Source organism: Beijerinckia mobilis (genome assembly GCF_000745425.1).
In the GTDB taxonomy this organism is placed as follows: Bacteria; Pseudomonadota; Alphaproteobacteria; order Rhizobiales; family Beijerinckiaceae; genus Beijerinckia; species Beijerinckia mobilis.
Genome location: NZ_JQJH01000025.1, coordinates 23,524 through 41,465, shown reverse-complemented (window position 1 = coordinate 41,465; position 17,942 = coordinate 23,524). Strand labels below are relative to the sequence as shown.

Here is a 17,942-nt window from a genome sequence, read left to right as displayed (position 1 = left end):
GTCTCGCCGACACCTTCGGTCTCATTCAAGGCTTCGAGCAGCGTTTCCCACAATCCAGCCAGCGTCCAGCGCCGAAACTGGCGATAAACTGATGACCATTTGCCGAAATGCTCGTGCAAATCGCGCCATTGCACGCCCGTGCGGGAAATCCAGAAAATACCATCAAGAACAAGGCGATGGTCCTTCGCACGTCGCCCGCTATGCGGCCCGCGCCGCGTCACGAACGGCTCAAGACAGGCCCATTCTTCATCCGACATCAGCCCACGAATCAAAGTCGCCTCCTTCTGAAAGCGACTTTGAATCAGAACCTTCGCAACTTGGGAATCCTATTCGTCAACAGGACCTAGACTTTCTGTCAGCTTCGGATCAACCGGGCTGGCGGCGCTAAGCCGCCACCACGGCGAGATTCACGTGAGCGAAACAACGGTTTCGACGATGACGGTCTCGCCGTCATCAATTTCTTCGCCATCAAGCCCCAGCATGACAAGCAAAATGACCATCTATTGCTCTATGTCGATCGAACAGTCTGCAACGAATATACATCGCCTCAGATGTATACCGGCTTGCCAGGACTTCGGCATTGAGCCCTTCGACATGCTGCATCCATCGCAAGGCATAGAGGGTTTTCCGCCCTCACGTCCGATGGGTTTTACTTCCCATTGTTCGTTAGGCAACGCGACGCGACGGCCGGAAGCTTGCCGCTATCATAGGCGAAGTTCCCGCACCGATGATTGAAGCATTGGTTCTCTCTTCAGGCTTGAGTTGGAACTGTTCGATGAGACGCGACAATTCATTGGCTTCATTTACTAAGGAATGGCTCGCCGCGGTCGATTCTTCCACCATCGCTGCATTCTGCTGGGTTGTCTGATCCATCTGATTTATAGCGGCGTTAATCTCAGCGAGCCCCGTTGCCTGCTCCTTTGCCCCGGTCGCGATTTCGGTCACAATGCCGTTGATCTCGTTGACCTGCGCAATAATCCGATCCAAAGCTTCACCCGCCTTGTTGACGAGCTGGACACCGTGATCGACTTCCGTCGTCGATACAGAGATTAGAGTCTTGATGTCTTTTGCAGCTTCAGCGGAGCGCTGGGCCAAGGCCCGGACTTCCGAGGCAACAACCGCGAAACCTCTTCCCGCTTCTCCGGCACGGGCGGCTTCGACTCCCGCGTTGAGAGCCAGAAGATTAGTCTGGAAGGCGATTTCATCGATCACACCGATGATCTGACCGATTTGCTGTGCTGACTTCGAAATAGAATCCATAGCCTTAACGGCATCAAGGACCACTGTTGCACTCTGTCTCGCATCCTGATTTGCGTTTTCGACAACAGAATGCGCATGGGATGCATTTTCAGCCGATCGTTTCACGGTCGCGGTGATTTCGTCCAATGCAGCGGCGGTCTCTTCAAGGCTCGCCGCCTGTTGTTCGGTTCTCTTTGATAGATTATCCGCCGCCTGGGAAATTTCGCCAGATCCGGAATGGATGGCAGTCGAATTTGAAACGATTGCGTGCATCGTTTCGTTTAATTGTGCGACAGCGCTATTGAAATCATGCCGCAAGCGTTCGTATTCCGGTGAAAAACTCTCAACCAAATCGAAAGCCAAATTTCCCTCGGCCAGTTTAGCAAGGCCGGTCGCAAGGCGATCAATGGCCTGCGTCTGATACGCAAGCGACTGAGCCCGCTCTTCTTCGACAGCTTTACGCTCTTTTTCCGTGCGAGAACGAGTCTCAAGTGCTTCCTGCTCTAGCTCGTCCTTTTTGATTGCTGCGTCCTTGAAGATTTGAACAGCCTCGGCCATTTCCTGAATCTCATCGCTTAGACCCTTGCTAGGGACGGTGACCGACTTATTTCCCGCAGCCAGTTCTCGCATGGTTAGGCTGAGATCCAATATCGGCTTTGCTAATCGCCTGGCTGTGAACCAAAGGGCGATGACGCCAGCGCATACCACGCTGATTGAAACCAGGATTTGAAGGAGACGGTCCGAGGCATTCCGTTCATCCAACTTTTGGCTCAGTTCGGTCGCTTCTGCCATTGCGACCGATGTTGGAACTTCGATCAAAACGGACCATGGTGTCGATGTGCGACCCAGGGTAATCGGTGCGAAGGATTTGAAGACCCGCAAATCTCGATCTTCCGCAACCTGTGCACGGCCATCTCGAACAATTTGATTATACTGGCTCCAGTTTGCATCCAACCTCCCGAACGGCTGGCCTATCACGTCAGGATGATCGCTCGATGCCACTACCAGTCCTTTGGAACTGATAATCGACACGGATGCCTTAGCATTAAAGATCGAACTTTTGACTTTCTCGGCAAGCTTCTGAACGAATGCCAAATCGTAATCAGCACCTGCCACGCCGAGAAAACGTCCGTTCAAATTGATCGGGACCGACATAGTCGCGAGATAGACGTTTTTACCCTGAACAACATAAGGAAGGGGATCAAGGATACTTTCCCCGCCACCATTCTTAGGATTGATATACCACGCCCCCTTCATCACCCCGTTGGGATGGAGGCTTTCGCTATCATACTCGACTAGCGGCTGGATTGCCACGTGACCTTTGTTATCACGGGTCCAGTAGGGAAGGAATCGGCCAGTCCCGTCCGAGCCTAAGTCGCGTTTGTTGTGAAATTCCGCGTCACGCCCAAGCGCTTCTGGCTCCCAAGCACTATAGGTGCCGTTAAACCGTTGGTTATCCTTCAGAACTTTGAGAAGGATCGCATTGAATTGCGCTCTTTTCTCACCGAGTAATGTCGGATCATCTGTCTCTGACCTCAAACTCTCGAAGGCTCTTGCCATATCGCGAGCAGCATCGAAGGCTTCATTCAGCGTCGCGCCGATAAGGCCTGCCTGCGTCGAGGCAAGGGTTTGCAACGATTCTTTCGTTTTCGTAGCCAGAAGGGCGTTGACTTGTTCGTTCACGAAGCGTGCGCTGTTATTCGAGGCTAAAGTGTTAAAGCCGATCAGGACGAGCGTTGCACCGAGTACTGAAGCTCCAGACAAAAAGGCAATTTTAAATTGAATTGAATTCATCTTCATTGCGGCAACACCAGTAAGAATGATTAATGGAATCGCAAGCAACTCTGCATTGCTTATTTCATCAATTTCTCATGGAGTTATTACCGGAAGCTGAAACGAAAGCTTTCGAGTTGCAGTAATACAAAGGCGAATAAAGTATAATTCCATCAATCTATCTGCATTTTTTCAATCTCATAGATCAAAAATCACATCTGATTTGGTTTTGATCGGTTCCACGACATGAGTTCATCGATGTGGCTGTCGAGCCAGTCGGCAATGGTCTTCTCCATAAACTCGGCATGGATGCCGTCGCCCAGAGACAGACATCATGCTTGGCCTGCAAGGCCACATCAGCGCAATCATGCATTCCCAGAGCCGGACACAAAATATACAAGATTATTATCTCGATGACAACTATGTCATACACAGACTCCAAGCAACACGAAGAATGCAGTTACAGCGAACGCTTCCTAACAGACTGAAACGGCTTCTCCAGTACGCGCAACAGATTATGGCAAACAGCCCGCCAACGATCATGTTACGATATCGCTTTGATGCGGGGACCTCTCCTGCCCATGATCGTCTGTATTGCGTTGATTACCGCGCACCCGCTCGACTGTACAATCGGCCAGCCGATCCAGTTCTCCGAGTTCGGCGGCATGGCGCCGTCCCCATTCACACAAAGCCGTCAAGACCGGTTCCAGGCTTCGCCCGAGTTCAGTCGCGCTATATTCGACGCGTGGCGGCACCTGCCGGAATATTTCGCGGGCGACAATGCCATGCATCTCCATTTCGCGTAGCTGCTGGATCAATACTTTCTGGCTGATCTCCGGCATCAGCCGCGCCAATTCGGATAATCGCTGGGGCCGCTCGAACAGATAGTAAAGGATAATCGGTTTCCAGCGTCCAGCGATGACCTTGAGCGCCCGTTCCGCTGGAAGGATCGGTAATCTCTTGATCGGATCGCCCATGGTTACCTCAAGGTGAGTATTGCACAAATTGGTTCGTAGATCCCAGAACATCTGTATCGCTATTTGAGGCCAGAACAAGCAAATTGCGAGGCCGTTCATGAAAGCGATACAACTCACCCGGTTCGGAGAACCCGAAACCCTTGAGCTTTTGGACCTACCGACTCCTGAGCCGGGTGTGGGTGAAGTGCTCTTGCGCGTCGGGGCATCGGGGATCAATTTCGCCGATACATTGATGCGCCGGGATCGTTACGCGATCACGCCGCCACTCCCATCAGTGCTTGGAAATGAAGTCACAGGTGTCGTCGCAGCCCTGGGTCCCGGCGTGGATGGCATCGATGTGGGCATGCGCGTCGCAGCCCCGCTTTTCGCCACGCCTTGCGGCTTTGGCGGCTATGCCGAATATGCCTTGGTTCCTGCTGATTGTCTCATAGCACTACCGGATACGGTCTCATTCGGCGAAGCTGCAGCTCTGATGGTCCAGGGATTGACTGCGCTTCACCTGGTGCGGCGGGTCATGCCGGAAGGCAAGGTGGTGCTCGTCAATGCCGCTGCGGGTGGCGTCGGTTCGATGCTCGTGCAGCTTGCCCGACGCGCAGGCGCACACATCATCGCTGCGGCTGCGAGCAGCAGCGAGAAACTCGCTTTCGCACATTCACTTGGTGCCGACATTGGCGTTGACTATACACAGCCCAATTGGATCGACACACTGACAGAGGCCCTTGGCGGAAAAGGCCCTGATATCATCTATGAATCCGCCGGCGGCGCGGTGACGGCGGCAAGCCTGCAAGTCCTTGCACCGCTCGGCCAGATCGTGATTTACGGGGCGCTCAATATTCAGCAATTCGACTTCGGCGTACCCGAATTGCTCCGATTGATTTTCAACAACCAGTCGGTCACGGGCTTCGCATTCGCGCCTCTGCTGACGCCTGAAAGTCTTAAGGCGGATCTCGGCGAATTGTTCGACCTCGTCGGGTGCGGTGAGCTTAAGGTCACGATAGGTGGACGCTATCGGCTGGATCAGGTCGCGGAAGCGCATCACCTGTTGGAATCGCGCGGCTCGATGGGCAAACTCCTTCTCGTGCCACACGCGGAGACGCCAGCGGCAGATCCCGCGCCTTAACGAGACCCAGATAGCCCCGCCAGTGCCAGTACGCCTTCCATCCCGCTGCTGACGATTTCGGGGCGAACATCAAGCGGCTCGATAGGCAGATTCATCCGGTTGATCCAGGCGGTGCGATAGCCAAACCAACTCGCGCCCGCGGCATCCCAACCGCCAAAAGCGGCAAAGCCGATCGTTTCGCGTGGCATGCCGAAGGCAGAAATCGCCATGGCATAAGCCTCTGGCGCCGGCTTGAATCGAGCGACGCGATCCGTACTGAGCGGCGGCTCAAAAAATTGCGTGATCTTGTTGCGCGCCATATTTGTATTCAGCGTGTTTTCTCCGAGGTTCGACAGGAACGCGAGCCGAACGCCCGCGCCGCGCAACTTCTCGAGTGCAGGCACGACGTCAGGCCAGAGATCGAGATTGTCGTAGGCATCAACCAGCGCGATGCGTGTCGCGGCGTCGAGTTGCACCCCCATCGTCGCCGCCACATAGCGTAGCGCGGCATCCGCCAGCGTCCTGAAATCCTGATAGCGCCCCGCAGCTGTCACCAACCAGCTGTAGCCAAAGAGTTTCGCGGACCATTGTATGGCCAATTGGTCGCCGACGGGACCGAGCAGCGTTCGCGCGCGTGCCACCACTCCGCGAGGGTCGAAAATGGGGAAGCCATCGAAAGCAATTGCACGTGTCGGCTGTGTGTCGGCATGCGCTGCAGGAGACATCGCCATTGCTCCTGCGAGCCCGGCGAGGCCAGCGATCACCTTGCGGCGATTTGTTTTCCAATCCATCACGGGGAAGCCTTTTCGTTCAGTACCGATGTTTCCTCATTCGCATCCCGGAGCGGGATGGTTACACCCACGGACCAGTTTTTTCGAAAGGCTTATCCCAATGATCGATGGGCCAATGTTGGTGCTCTCCGCCAGACGGCTTGTGTTATCCGAGCCATAAAGCGACCAGTGTCGGTGATTGTCCCTCCTTACGATGCCGGAGGCTCATCGTTCATCGTAGCTCGATTGCGCTTCCCGAACCTGTTGCCAGTTTTCCTTGGCCCAATCGACCAGTCCCTGCGTTGGGCGCAGCAGGCTTCTGCCCAAATCCGTCATCTCATATTCGACGCGAGGCGGCACCTCCGCGAACATTTCCCGGATCACCATCCCGTCGCGTTCGAGATTTTTCAGGGTCGAAGAGAGCATCCGCTGCGAAATGCCCGGAACCGCCCGTTCGAGTTCCGAGAAGCGGGCGCGGCCGCCGAGAAGGTCAAGCGACAACACAACGAAAATCGTCCACTTGTCGCCGATCTTCGTCAGCAGTTCCCGCACCGCGAGCGGGTCCGAACTCCGGCAGATCGCCGCAGGGTCCAACTGTCTGGGCTGGCTCGCCTTTCCCATAACTTACCTCAACGTAAGCAACTGATTTCAAAGTGCCTTCTTCCACGAAACAGGCTTCCGATTTATAGGTAGCTCTCATTCAGTAAGCAACCTTGCGAGCCGCAGAGAGAGCCAGATGCCAAATCCGGAATATGCCGCCTACCGATCCGCCGCCCCCTATTTCTATCTCGTCCGAAATGCGCTCGGCGGCCTCGTCGATGGCGAGCACTTCTTCGATGTCATCACCGAGGACACCATTTACGAGGTTCTCTACGATGTGCCCGGCTGGCCGCGCATCATCAAAGGGCGGCCCGACCTGATGGCTGCATTCAAGGGCTATGTCGGCGCCATCGCGCTGCAATCCGCCGACAATCTGGTCGTGCACAAAACAGACGACAGCACCGTCATTGTCATCGAATACGAGGTCCACGGGACGATCCTCGCGACCGGAGTGAAATACAATAACCGGTTCTGCTCGATCATCAGGATCGAGAATCGCAAGATCGCGCATTGGCGGGACTACATGGACTCGCTCGCGGCCTGGAACGCTCTGACGGCACCGGCTCGGGGGTAAGGCAATGAAGCAGATTCTCATGATCGAAATCAGCCCAAGGGGCCGGGACTCGGCGAGCCGGGCCGTCGCCGACACGCTCGCCGCTCGGCTGGGTGACCTTTATCCGTCGGCAAAGCTCGTGCGCCGCGATCTGGCGGCCGAGCCCTTGCCTCATCTGGACGGAATTACGCTCCAGGCCATCTCGACGAAGGACCCGGCCGAAGCGGCGCAGTTGCAAGAGGCCGCCCGCCAGTCGGACCAATTGACCGACGAACTTCTGGCCTCCGATCTTCTGGTGATCGCGACGCCAATGTGGAATTTCGGCATCCCCTCGGCTCTCAAAGCCTGGATCGATCTCATCGTTCGGCCGGGCCGGACGTTTCAATATGCCGATGACGGTGTCCTCGGCTTGGCAAAGGGCAGGAAGGCAATCCTGGTCCTTGCTTCCGGTGGCGTCTTTACCGATGGCCCGTGGCGACCATGGGATTTCGTCGAGCCGTATCTGCGTCAGATCCTCAGCTTTATCGGCATCGTGGATGTGCAGACCATTCGCGTCGAGGGAATGAACATTCCGGCCTTGGCGCCGGATGCCGTGCCGAAGGCGAACAAGGCCGTCGAGGAGCTTGCGCTGTAGCTGTCGGCGACCGCTGATACTGCCACCACGCTGCTAGCGGAAACAACCTGCCGTCACTGTGTCCGTTCTTTTAGTACCAAGGGGGAGGCATGGAGGGAAATCGGCGGCGCTCGGCGGCAAGTCGTTTGTCAAACAGTCCGTTGCGGCCAAGATATTATAAGCGCCCGATGAAGAATGATTACTATGAAATCGTCATATACCTCCGAAAATACGAAGGATATTTTGCTTCGTGCGGCAATCGACGGGTTTGGGTGGCAATAGCGCAGTTGATAGCGGTGATATCGAACATTTCGTGGATAACTTCCGCTTTGCCAATGTAGGTCATCTGGTTTGCAATTCCGCTTTCTTAAATGCAGACATTTAAGGATAGATAAGTTTATATCATCAATGCAACAACAATTTGCTAGCGTCGTTTCGAGCACGTATGATGCAAGCCATAAAACTTCCGTCGACAAAGTATTTCTAATGATACCTTCGCCGCTCGCCGCATTGATGAAACTTTCGGTCACCGTCAACGGTATTTTAGTACCGTTAAAAAACGTAGAAAACGCAATCGCTCGTTTTTGCAAACCCGCGCTTTTTCATAACAAAAATGAGACCACCTATGATTTATCGAAATCCGGTTCAACCTTTCTTCTGAGGTATAAGAGGCGCAATATCGCACTCTTTACACGCCATCAGCTCGGCAACGAGCAGAGCTTATTCAAGCCAGAGCAGTCCACTATTACTTTCACCGATATCGATGGGACTGTTATAGGAATAGGGCCTATTGCAGCCTCCAGAGTACTAATGAAGCACACTGAACATTCAAATTTGGAAGACGTTGTTTTTCTTGATTATGGCAATGAACACAACAAAAGAAATCTGCGGGGACTGTTTCTTGATATCGATTCAATGAGCACTTTGAGCACTGTCAATCAAGATCTTATTAAAGTTATTTTTGCGATTGGTTATCCAACTGCCTATGGAATGATCGACATCAAATGCGATGATGATGGCATTGTCACATGCGTGAGCATGCAATCGAATAAGGTGAAACTTTACCTCAGCATAGATGAACCAATGACATTTGATCCCGAAAATCGAATTCCAATGGTACAAAACGAAAGAGCTAACCAAGAAACCATTGCCCCTGACGGAATGAGTGGCGCTCCTGTTTTCTTCGTCTGGTTAGATAATTCATCCAACGCGCATTTAGGTTTTGCAGGAATAATAACGCATGCTCGTGATCGGCGTTATATGATTTACGACGGAGAAATTTTGCGGCAGATCTTAGATAGCTCTATCAAAGATAGTCGATAACAGTTATAGATCTAAACTTTTGTACATTAGCCGCTGAGCTTACACTTTGCTAAATTACGAACCGGCCAATCATCTTTATACGATTTTTTCCTAATGGCAGCTTTCCTCGATATCCGCTGCTAAAGTTGTCGATCTGCTCTCGGCCCAATCCTGCGTCTGATCCCCTTTATTGCTTGAGCCGGTAGCCGATTCCCGGCTCGGTCACGATGAAGCGGGGCCGGAGAGGATCATCCTTGAGCTTTTCGCGCAGGTGTTGGGTGTGTATGCGCAGATAATGGGTGTTTTCCAGACTGTGCTGGCCCCAGACTTCCTTGAGCAGCTGGCCATGTGTCAGCACCTTGCCGGCGTGACGCACGAGGAGGACGAGCAGTTTGTATTCGATTGGCGTCAGATGCACCTCTTCTCCATCGACGCAGACCAGGCGGGCAGCGAGATCGACCTTCAATCCTTCGGATTCATAGATTTCCGAATTGTTAGCGCCGAGTTTTTGAGCATGGCGCAGGGCGACGCGGATACGCGCCATGAGTTCGCCGGGCGAGAAGGGTTTCGTCAGATAATCATCGGCGCCATTCTCCAAGGCAGCGATCTTCTCGGATTCCTGTTCGCGGGCCGAGACCACGATGATGGGCGTCTCGCTCCACTCACGCACCTTGCGGATGAACGCCTGCCCGTCCTCGTCCGGCAGGCCGAGGTCGAGCAGCACGACATCGGGGCGACGGGCGATCAAGCTGTTGAGACCGTCACGCGCGGTCGCGGCAATCTCCACGGCAAAGCCCTGCGCCTCCAGTGCCGTGCGCAGATATTTCGCGATTGCGGGATCGTCCTCGATCGACAGGACGCGGTGACCTTCATTCATGACTATCCCCCTTGGTGAGGGGCAGCGTGAAGATCACGCTGGCACCAGCCGGGCCGCCGGATTTCGACGCCGGATTGTTCTTGGCATAGATGATACCGCCATGGGCACCGACAATGCCGCGGCAGATAGCGAGGCCAAGGCCGGCGCCCGCGCCCTCATGCTGGTCGGGTTTGCCCGAAGCCTCGCGGTGGAACTTGTCGAAGATTCTTTCCTCCTCGCCCTCGCGGATCCCCGTGCCATTATCCGACACACGGACACGCAGAACATCCGCATCCTTTTCAGCGTGGACGGTGATCGTACCACCGGGCGCAGTGTGTGCGATGGCGTTCTCGATGAGGTTCACCAGCACCTGCTCGATCAGCGCGCCATCCATCATGATGAGAGGGATCGTCCCGGTGGTCGAGGCGTTGATCTGTCGGCCCTCGCGCTGCGGTTCGACTTCGGACATCGCCGAGCCGATGATCTCCTGAATGAGATAGGGCTGGAAATTGAGCTTCAGCCGCCCGGAGGTGATCGCAGCCATTTTGAGGAGATTGCCGACGAATTTCTGGAGGCGCGTTAGCTGGCCCCACAGCCCGGTCAATTCCTCGATCGCCTCGCGCGGCAGTTTTTTGCGCATTCTCAAAAGGTTGGCGACAGAGCCGTTCATCACCGTGAGCGGTGTTCTGAGATCGTGGGAGACCGAGGCCAGAAGGATGTTGCGGAGCCGTTCGCTCTCGACCTCGACGCGTGATTTCTCCGCCTCTTCGGTGCGAATGGCACGCTGGAGCGCGCTGGCAATGAGGTCCGCGAAAGTTTCGAACCGCATGATTTCGGCACCCGAGAACTGGTGGTCGGCATCGTCGGGCGTGAAGCCGATGACACCAAGAATTTCGTCCTCGGCCCGCAGAGGCAGATAGAGGCCCCTGGCGCTCGGCATTGTATCGGTGTGACGCCCGGCCATCCGGGCATTTTCCGCGACCCATTGCACGACGCCCATCTCCTTGACGTCATTGGTCTCTTCGCCTGCGGGATAGGACCGCAGCTGCCCCCCGGCGCGGATATGGAGCGAGACCGAAATGCCGTAGGGTCCGCTGAGCCTCCCGATCGCAACCTCGCATATGCCGTCGACGCCTCGCACCGAGGAGAGGCCCCTCGTAAGGCCGTAAAGGATCAATGTGTCCTCCTCGCTCTTGCGGGCCTGCCGGGCGTGGCCATGGAGTCGCGCCGTCATCGAGCCGACGATCAACGAGGTGACAAACATGAAGGCGAATGTGAAATAGTAATGATTGTCGTAGAATTGGAACGTGTAATAGGGCTGCGTGAAGAAGAAATTGAATGCGGCGACACTGAGAAACGAGGCCAGCAGAGCCGGACCGATGCCCAGTCGCGCGGCCGCCAACACCACGCCGACAAGATAGACCATCGAGATATCGTTCGCATCGGTCAGGCCACGAAACGGCAGGCCGATGAGCGTGAAACCGGCAATGATCGCGACAGCCCAAAGATAGCGCAGCACCGGCTCGCGGTGACCGGCATCGTCGTCAGGCTCCTGCGCGGAACCCTGCTCCGCCGCCTCCTCGCCAATCGTAACGACTTCAGTCCCGGCACCTCCTTCGATCAATTGCTGGGACAATGATTTTCGCCATTGCAGCAATCTCAGCCGGGGTCGATCATAGCCAACGATGATGCGGGTGAAGCCGTATTTGCGGGCGTATGCGAGCGCGGTCTCCGCGGGATCGGCGCTCGGCAGCCGGGTTACTGTCGCACCGAGTTTTTCGGCGAGCCGCAGATGCTTGTCCAGCCGCAGCCGCGCCTTTTCACCAAGGGCTTCGTGACGATGGGTGTGGAGATAGAGTACGGTCCACGGCGCCTTGGCGCTCACCGCCATCCGCCTTGCGTGGCGGATGAGGCGCGCCGAATGCAAATCCGCGCCGGTGAGAACGAGAATTTTGGTAGCAACCAGCGCGCCGCGAGAGCCGGAGACGGCGCTGAGTTCATCACCCTCGGCATCGACCCGGTCAGCGGTGCGGCGAAGCGCGAGTTCGCGCAGCGCGGTGAGATTGGCCTTCTTGAAAAAATGTTCGGCGGCGCGGCGGTTGGCGCCCTCTCCGACATAGACTTTACCGGCCGCGAGCCGCTGGAGAAGATCGTCGGAGGGGATATCGACAAGCGCCACTTCGTCGGCATCGTCGAAAATCGAATCCGGCACCGTTTCCTGCACCCAGACGCCGGTCAGACGGGCAACAACGTCGTTGACGCTTTCGAGGTGCTGAACATTGAGCGTCGAATAGACGTCTATGCCGTTATCGAGCAATGTCTCGACATCGAGCCAGCGTTTGGAGTGCTGCGTGCCGGGCGCATTGGTATGGGCGAGTTCGTCCATCAGGATCAGCGACGGCTTGCGCTTCAGCGCCGCGTCGAGATCGAATTCCTTCAGCTTGACGCCGCGATGGTCGATTTCTGCAAGCGGGATCGCCGGCAAACCCTCGGCGAGCGCGGCGGTCTCGGCGCGGCCATGGTGTTCGATGATTCCGATAACGACGTCACGCCCCTCGTCGAAATAGAGCCGGCGCGCCTCGTTCAACATGCTGAAGGTCTTGCCGACGCCAGCGGCCGCGCCAAAGAAGATTTTCAGGCGTCCGCGCCCGCTGACGCTGCGGTCGGCGCGGACGAGTTCGAGAAGCCTATCGGGATCGGGGCGTTCGTGTTCCGTCATTTGCCGATTGTGTCGAGCGCCTGATTCACCTCCAGCACGTTGACGCGCGGCTCCCCAAGCAGGCCGAAGGTTCGGCCGCGTGTCGCCGCCGCAATCACAGACCGCACCTTATTGTCATCCAAACCACGCGCTTTCGCAATGCGATGGACCTGATAGAGCGCCGCAGCCGGGCTGATCTCGGGATCGAGGCCGGAGGCCGAGGACGTGACGAGGTCAACCGGAACAGGAGCAATATTGTCGGGATCCGCCGCTTTCAGGACCGCGATGCGCGCTTTGGCGGCTTCGACAAGAGCGGTATTGTTGACACCAAAATTGGAGCCGGAGGACGAAGCCGCGTTGTAAGGCTCGGGCGATGTCGCCGAGAGCCGCCCCCATAAATATTCCGGTTCGGTGAAGTTCTGGCCGATCAGGCTGGAGCCGATCACCTCTCCCTCATCATTGAGAATTTGGCTTCCGTTGGCGGCCTTGGGAAAGCTGCTTTGCAGGATCAATGTGGTCAGCCCCGGATAGAAGCCGCCGGTCAGCACCGTGAGCAGCAGGAGCATCACAATGCTCGCCCGGAGATTGGAAACGATATCCTTGGAAACGATGATCACGGCCCTCTCCTTCAGGTGAGCCCGGCAGCAGCAAGCATCAGGTCGATGAGCTTGATGCCAATGAACGGGGTAAGAACGCCGCCGAGCCCATAAAACAGCACATTGCGGGTAAGAAGCTGCTCGGCGGATTCAGCCCGGTATTTGACGCCCTTGAGGGCAAGCGGCACCAACGCAATGATGATCAGCGCATTGAAAATAACCGCCGAAAGGATGGCGCTTTCCGGACTTGCCAGCCCCATGACGTTGAGCTTTGCCAGCGCCGGATAGGTGCCGGCGAACGCCGCCGGAATGATCGCAAAATATTTGGCGAGATCATTGGAAATCGAGAAAGTGGTCAGCGCCCCACGTGTCATCAGGAGCTGCTTACCAATTTCAACGATCTCGATCAATTTTGTCGGGTCACTATCGAGGTCCACCATATTGCCGGCTTCCTTGGCGGCCTGTGTACCGGAATTCATCGCCACCGCCACATCCGACTGGGCAAGGGCCGGCGCGTCATTGGTGCCGTCGCCCACCATAGCGACCAGTTCGCCGCCTTCCTGCATCTTGCGGATGTATTTCAGCTTTGTTTCTGGCGTGGCCTCGGCGACGAAATCGTCGACACCAGCTTCCGAGGCGATGGCAGCGGCGGTGAGCGGATTGTCGCCGGTGATCATCACGCTCTTGATACCCATTTTCCTCAAGTCAGCGAGGCGTGTCTTGATTTCCGGTTTGACGATATCCTTGAGATAGACGACGCCAAGCACCTGCGGGCCTTCCGCGACCATCAGCGGCGTGCCACCCTTACGCGCAATCTCCTCAACTTCGCGCATGATTTCGGGGCCGCAGAAGCCCCCTTTGAGGGCGACGAGCCTGGCGATGGCATCGCCGGCGCCCTTCATGATGTGGCGCTCGTTGATGACAATACCGCTGATGCGCTGTTCCGCGCTGAAGGGGATGAAGGTAGCGGCAAGATCCTTCGGATTGCGCTCAGGTAAGCCGAACAGCCGGCGCGCCAATGTGACGATCGAGCGGCCTTCCGGCGTCTCATCCGCGAGCGAGGAGAGTTCGGCGGCTTCGGCGAGCTGCTGACGGGTGACGCCCGGCGCAGGGTAGAATTCCACCGCCTGCCGGTTGCCGAAGGTGATGGTGCCGGTCTTGTCGAGCAGGAGGACGTTGATGTCGCCAGCCGCTTCGACCGCGCGGCCGGAGGTGGCGATGACATTGGCCGAAATCAGCCGTTGCATTCCCGAAATGCCGATCGCCGAAAGCAAGCCGCCGATTGTCGTGGGTATGAGACAGACCAGGAGTGCGATCAGCACGGTGACGGAGATAACCGAACCAGCGCCAGCCTGCGTTACCGAAAAGGCCGAGAATGGTAACAAGGTCGCACATACCAGAAGAAATACAATCGTCAGTGCCGCAAGCAGGATGGAGAGTGCGATTTCATTAGGTGTTTTTTGGCGCCTGGCGCTCTCAACAAGCCCGATCATGCGATCGAGAAAGCTTTCTCCCGGATCGGATGTGACGCGCACCACGATCCAGTCGGACAACACACGCGTGCCACCTGTCACGGCGTCGCGGTCGCCGCCGGATTCGCGGATGACCGGAGCGCTCTCTCCGGTGACGGCACTCTCGTCCACCGAGGCGATGCCGTCGATCACCTGCCCATCGGCCGGCACGAAATCACCGGCCTCAATGAGCACGAGATCACCCTTGCGCAAGGTGTTGGCCGGCACGGAATGTTGTTTCGAGTGGTCCGACGCTTTTTCGAGCTTCCTGGCTGCAACGTCGCGGCGCGCTTTCTTCAGGGAATCGGCCTGCGCCCTGCCTTTGCCCTCGGCGATCGCTTCGGCGAAATTAGCGAACAGCAGCGTGAACCACAGCCAGAACGTCACCCATGCGACGAACCATACCGGCAGGCCGCCACCGACTACGCGTGCGGGAGTAACCAGCATGATGGTGAGGATCGCCGTGGTGAGGATCGAACCGACAAACACCACGAACATCACCGGATTGCGTGCCTGATACAATGGGGTGAGCCGGACGATCGAGAGGCGCATCGCAAGGCCAACGTCGGCGCCCCGGAACGGATTGCGGGATTTTATGTGTTTCTTTTGGGACATCTTTCAGCCTCCGATCATCTGGAGGTAAGCGATCACCGGCCCGAGGGCGAGCGTCGGCGCGTAGGTGAGAATGCCAACCAGCACGAGCACGAAGATCAGCACGAGAACGAAAAGCGGCGTATGCGTTGGCAACGTGCCCGCCGAGGGCGGTGTTGTATTCTTGGCGGCAAGCGAGCCGCCGATCGCCAGTACCGGGATCAGCACGAAATAGCGGCCGACGAGCATGCACAGGCCGAGAGCAGTGTTGTAGAAGGGGCTGTTGGCGGAAAGTCCGGCAAAGGCCGAACCATTATTGTTAGCGGCCGAGGTGAAAGCATAGAGCACTTCCGAATAGCCCTGCGGACCGGAATTGAAGAGGCCGGCGCGTCCGGCCTCGGTCATGACGCCCAATGCGGTGCCGATCAGGACGCAGGCGCTGGGCGCGAGGATCGCGATGGAGGCCATCTTCATCTCGAAACTCTGGATCTTCTTGCCGAGATATTCAGGTGTCCGGCCAACCATCAGCCCAGCGATGAAGACCGTGATGACGACGAAGATCAGCATGCCGTAAAGCCCGGAGCCGACGCCACCATAGATCACCTCGCCGAATTTCATGAGAAGCAGCGGCACCATGCCGCCGAGCGGCGTGTAGCTGTCGTGCATAGAATTCACCGAGCCGTTCGAGGCAGCGGTCGTCGCCGCGGCCCACAGGCCGGAATTGACAATTCCGAAGCGGGTTTCCTTACCCTCCATATTGCCACCGGGCTGCTGAGCGGAAGCCGTCTGGTCAATTCCCAGAGATGCCAGGTGCGGATTGCCGCCCTGCTCTTCCGCGATACCGAAGAGCATCAACGGCACAAACACCAAACTCATCGCGGCCAGCAGCGCAAATCCCTGGCGTCGGTCACCAACCATGATGCCGAAGCTGTGGCAGAGCGAAGTGGGAATGACGAGGATCGCGACGAGTTCAAGAAAATTGGTGAGTGGATTGGGGTTCTCGAACGGATGCGCGGAATTGACGTTGAAAAATCCGCCGCCGTTGGTGCCAAGCATCTTGATCGCCTCTTGCGACGCGACCGGTCCGAGCGCGATGGTCTGCTTCGTACCCTCCAACGTATGGGCATCGATTGAGGCCGAGAAAGTCTGCACCACGCCTTGTGCTCCGAGCACCAGCGCGAGAATGAAAGAGAGCGGCAGAAGAATATAAAGGATCGAGCGCACCAGATCGGCCCAGAAGTTGCCGATTCCTGCAGCCTTGCGGCGGGTCATGCCCCGGATCATCGCCGCAAGCGCCGCCATGCCGACGGCAGCGGAGACAAAATTCTGCACCGTCAGCCCAGCCATCTGGCTGAAATTGGTCATCACCGTCTCGCCGCTATAGGACTGCCAATTGGTATTGGTGATGAAGCTGACTGCGGTGTTGAAGGCGAGATCGGGTGAGAGACCCGGCAGGTTTTGCGGGTTGAGCGGGAGCACACCCTGTCCGATCAGAATCGCATAGAGCAGCGCGAAACCTGAAAAGGACAATGCCAGAAGAGCCAGGGCATATTCTTTCCAGCTCATCTCTCTATCGGGATCAACGCCGCAGGCCCGATAGATCAGACCCTCGACTGGCTGGAGCGCCGGAGACAGAAAAGTGGATTTGCCCAGATAGACACGCGCCATGTGGCCGCCAAGCGGCACCACCAACGCGAACAACACAATGAAGTAGGCGACAACCTGCCACCCACCCCATCCAATAAGCGAAGCGGTCATGATGACCTCTGTTGTTTAGGGGAAGAGTTCAGGCCGGATCAACGCGACGACGAGATAGGCGAGAAGCGCGACAACGACGGAACCGAAGACGGCGTAAAGCGCGATCATGACCCGCTCCGCATCAATCGGTCGGCAAAATCGACGAACCAAAGGCTGAGCGCGAAGAACGCCGCTCCGCCGAAAAAATAGATCGTACCCATCGCAACCTCCCCGAGGGTTTCAAGAACGGTTCGATGGCAGTGCTATCCCGCTAGCCATATGGCGGGCATAAAGACGCAGCGGCGCGGCATATAGATTTCGTAAAGGCGGCACGACCCGCGAAATCCACTTGCAGGATCGACGGCGAAACGCACCCGGAGACGTCCGGCCGCGCAAAATCCTTATGAAGGTTTCATCCGACGGAATCGATGCGCCCTCTTTGGCGGCACCTTCACAGCACTCGGAGGTTGTTCCTGATCGAGATGATCACGTTGTCACAGGCGTGATTCTGCCGACGCGGGAAGCGTCGATCGGCTCCAGCTTGATCACCAAACGACGAGGATCGCGCAGATGAATCGCAAGCCACCGATCAAGGAAAGATTCGGCAGTGGGCTACGTGAGTTTTGTGACAAAGGGGAAAGTCGGCGAAGTCACAGCTTATGTTCATCAAGGGACTAGGACGCGGCTGTTAGATGGCTACCAGTTACAGGCGTGAAACCGTGACAGCTATCAAGCAAGGTGGTGCTGTAGTCGTAACCCTAGCCTCGTATCCCGCACCACTTTCATAGGTGCGGGCGATAGCCAATAAGCCTTAAGAGCACCAACATCCTGAAATCAGGATGGTGCGGCCAAGAGGACTCGAACCTCCACTGGTCTCCCAACTAGCACCTCAAGCTAGCGCGTCTACCAATTCCGCCATGGCCGCGAATCGTTGCCGTTGAAAAGTTGCTTTCGAACCGGCGACTGGGGCGTCGTCTAACAAATCAATGACGGCATGGCAAGCCGCCTTTCACAATCAATCGCTTCA

At 56.7% G+C, this 17,942-nt stretch carries 15 protein-coding genes and 1 tRNA gene; 4 read left to right on the top strand and 12 right to left on the bottom strand.

Annotated features, from left to right (window positions below; translation table 11 throughout):
* From DL88_RS16000 to DL88_RS15990, 3 genes are all read right to left on the bottom strand, one after another.
* Positions 1-257, bottom strand: a 257-nt coding sequence (locus tag DL88_RS16000; protein WP_034998391.1) for a transposase, incomplete at its 3' end; no start/stop codon positions are given.
* Between the two features lie 409 nt (positions 258-666).
* The gene (locus DL88_RS15995) at positions 667-3,081 is read right to left on the bottom strand and encodes a methyl-accepting chemotaxis protein (RefSeq protein ID WP_051956074.1); all 2,415 of its coding nucleotides are present in this window, start codon (positions 3,079-3,081) and stop codon (positions 667-669) included.
* A 470-nt stretch (positions 3,082-3,551) separates the two neighbouring features.
* Positions 3,552-3,989, bottom strand: coding sequence for a winged helix-turn-helix transcriptional regulator (locus tag DL88_RS15990; RefSeq protein WP_051956073.1), 438 nt, complete (start codon positions 3,987-3,989; stop codon positions 3,552-3,554).
* Between the two features lie 97 nt (positions 3,990-4,086).
* Here DL88_RS15990 and DL88_RS15985 point away from each other — a divergent pair, with 97 nt between their 5' ends.
* Positions 4,087-5,109 (top strand): quinone oxidoreductase family protein, encoded by a 1,023-nt coding sequence (locus DL88_RS15985; RefSeq protein ID WP_051956072.1) that lies wholly within the window; start codon positions 4,087-4,089, stop codon positions 5,107-5,109.
* On the opposite strand, the gene DL88_RS15980 is transcribed toward DL88_RS15985, so the two are convergent.
* Complete coding sequence (locus DL88_RS15980; RefSeq protein ID WP_034998388.1) at positions 5,106-5,879, bottom strand: haloacid dehalogenase type II; 774 nt, start codon at positions 5,877-5,879, stop codon at positions 5,106-5,108. The genes DL88_RS15985 and DL88_RS15980 overlap by 4 nt on opposite strands.
* A 204-nt stretch (positions 5,880-6,083) precedes the next feature.
* Entirely contained in the window at positions 6,084-6,479 is a 396-nt protein-coding gene (locus DL88_RS15975) for a winged helix-turn-helix transcriptional regulator (protein WP_034998386.1), read from the bottom strand.
* Between the two features lie 115 nt (positions 6,480-6,594).
* Between DL88_RS15975 and DL88_RS15970 the strand changes: the two genes are divergently transcribed.
* From DL88_RS15970 to DL88_RS15960, 3 genes are all read left to right on the top strand, one after another.
* Positions 6,595-7,032, top strand: coding sequence for a nuclear transport factor 2 family protein (locus tag DL88_RS15970; RefSeq protein ID WP_034998384.1), 438 nt, complete (start codon positions 6,595-6,597; stop codon positions 7,030-7,032).
* Between the two features lie 4 nt (positions 7,033-7,036).
* The gene (locus tag DL88_RS15965) at positions 7,037-7,645 is read left to right on the top strand and encodes an FMN-dependent NADH-azoreductase (RefSeq protein WP_034998381.1); all 609 of its coding nucleotides are present in this window, start codon (positions 7,037-7,039) and stop codon (positions 7,643-7,645) included.
* A gap of 492 nt (positions 7,646-8,137) precedes the next feature.
* Positions 8,138-8,947, top strand: a complete 810-nt coding sequence (locus DL88_RS15960) for a hypothetical protein (protein WP_210165324.1) — start codon at positions 8,138-8,140, stop codon at positions 8,945-8,947.
* 166 nt (positions 8,948-9,113) lie between these two features.
* Here DL88_RS15960 and DL88_RS15955 read toward each other — a convergent pair whose 3' ends face one another.
* From DL88_RS15955 to DL88_RS15925, 7 genes are all read right to left on the bottom strand, one after another.
* Entirely contained in the window at positions 9,114-9,803 is a 690-nt protein-coding gene (locus DL88_RS15955; RefSeq protein WP_034998375.1) for a response regulator, read from the bottom strand.
* Complete coding sequence (locus DL88_RS15950; RefSeq protein WP_034998373.1) at positions 9,796-12,501, bottom strand: DUF4118 domain-containing protein; 2,706 nt, start codon at positions 12,499-12,501, stop codon at positions 9,796-9,798. Before DL88_RS15950 ends, DL88_RS15955 begins: the two co-directional genes overlap by 8 nt.
* A complete protein-coding gene (gene kdpC, locus DL88_RS15945; RefSeq protein ID WP_034998418.1) occupies positions 12,498-13,076 on the bottom strand; it encodes a potassium-transporting ATPase subunit KdpC in 579 nt (192 codons plus the stop codon). Before kdpC ends, DL88_RS15950 begins: the two co-directional genes overlap by 4 nt.
* A 32-nt stretch (positions 13,077-13,108) precedes the next feature.
* The gene (gene kdpB, locus DL88_RS15940; RefSeq protein WP_245270912.1) at positions 13,109-15,139 is read right to left on the bottom strand and encodes a potassium-transporting ATPase subunit KdpB; all 2,031 of its coding nucleotides are present in this window, start codon (positions 15,137-15,139) and stop codon (positions 13,109-13,111) included.
* A 66-nt stretch (positions 15,140-15,205) separates the two neighbouring features.
* Entirely contained in the window at positions 15,206-16,936 is a 1,731-nt protein-coding gene (gene kdpA / locus DL88_RS15935; RefSeq protein ID WP_034998368.1) for a potassium-transporting ATPase subunit KdpA, read from the bottom strand.
* Between the two features lie 15 nt (positions 16,937-16,951).
* A complete protein-coding gene (gene kdpF, locus DL88_RS15930; RefSeq protein WP_034998364.1) occupies positions 16,952-17,044 on the bottom strand; it encodes a K(+)-transporting ATPase subunit F in 93 nt (30 codons plus the stop codon).
* A 711-nt stretch (positions 17,045-17,755) separates the two neighbouring features.
* A tRNA-Leu gene (locus DL88_RS15925) sits at positions 17,756-17,840 on the bottom strand.
* Positions 17,841-17,942 lie beyond the last annotated feature (102 nt).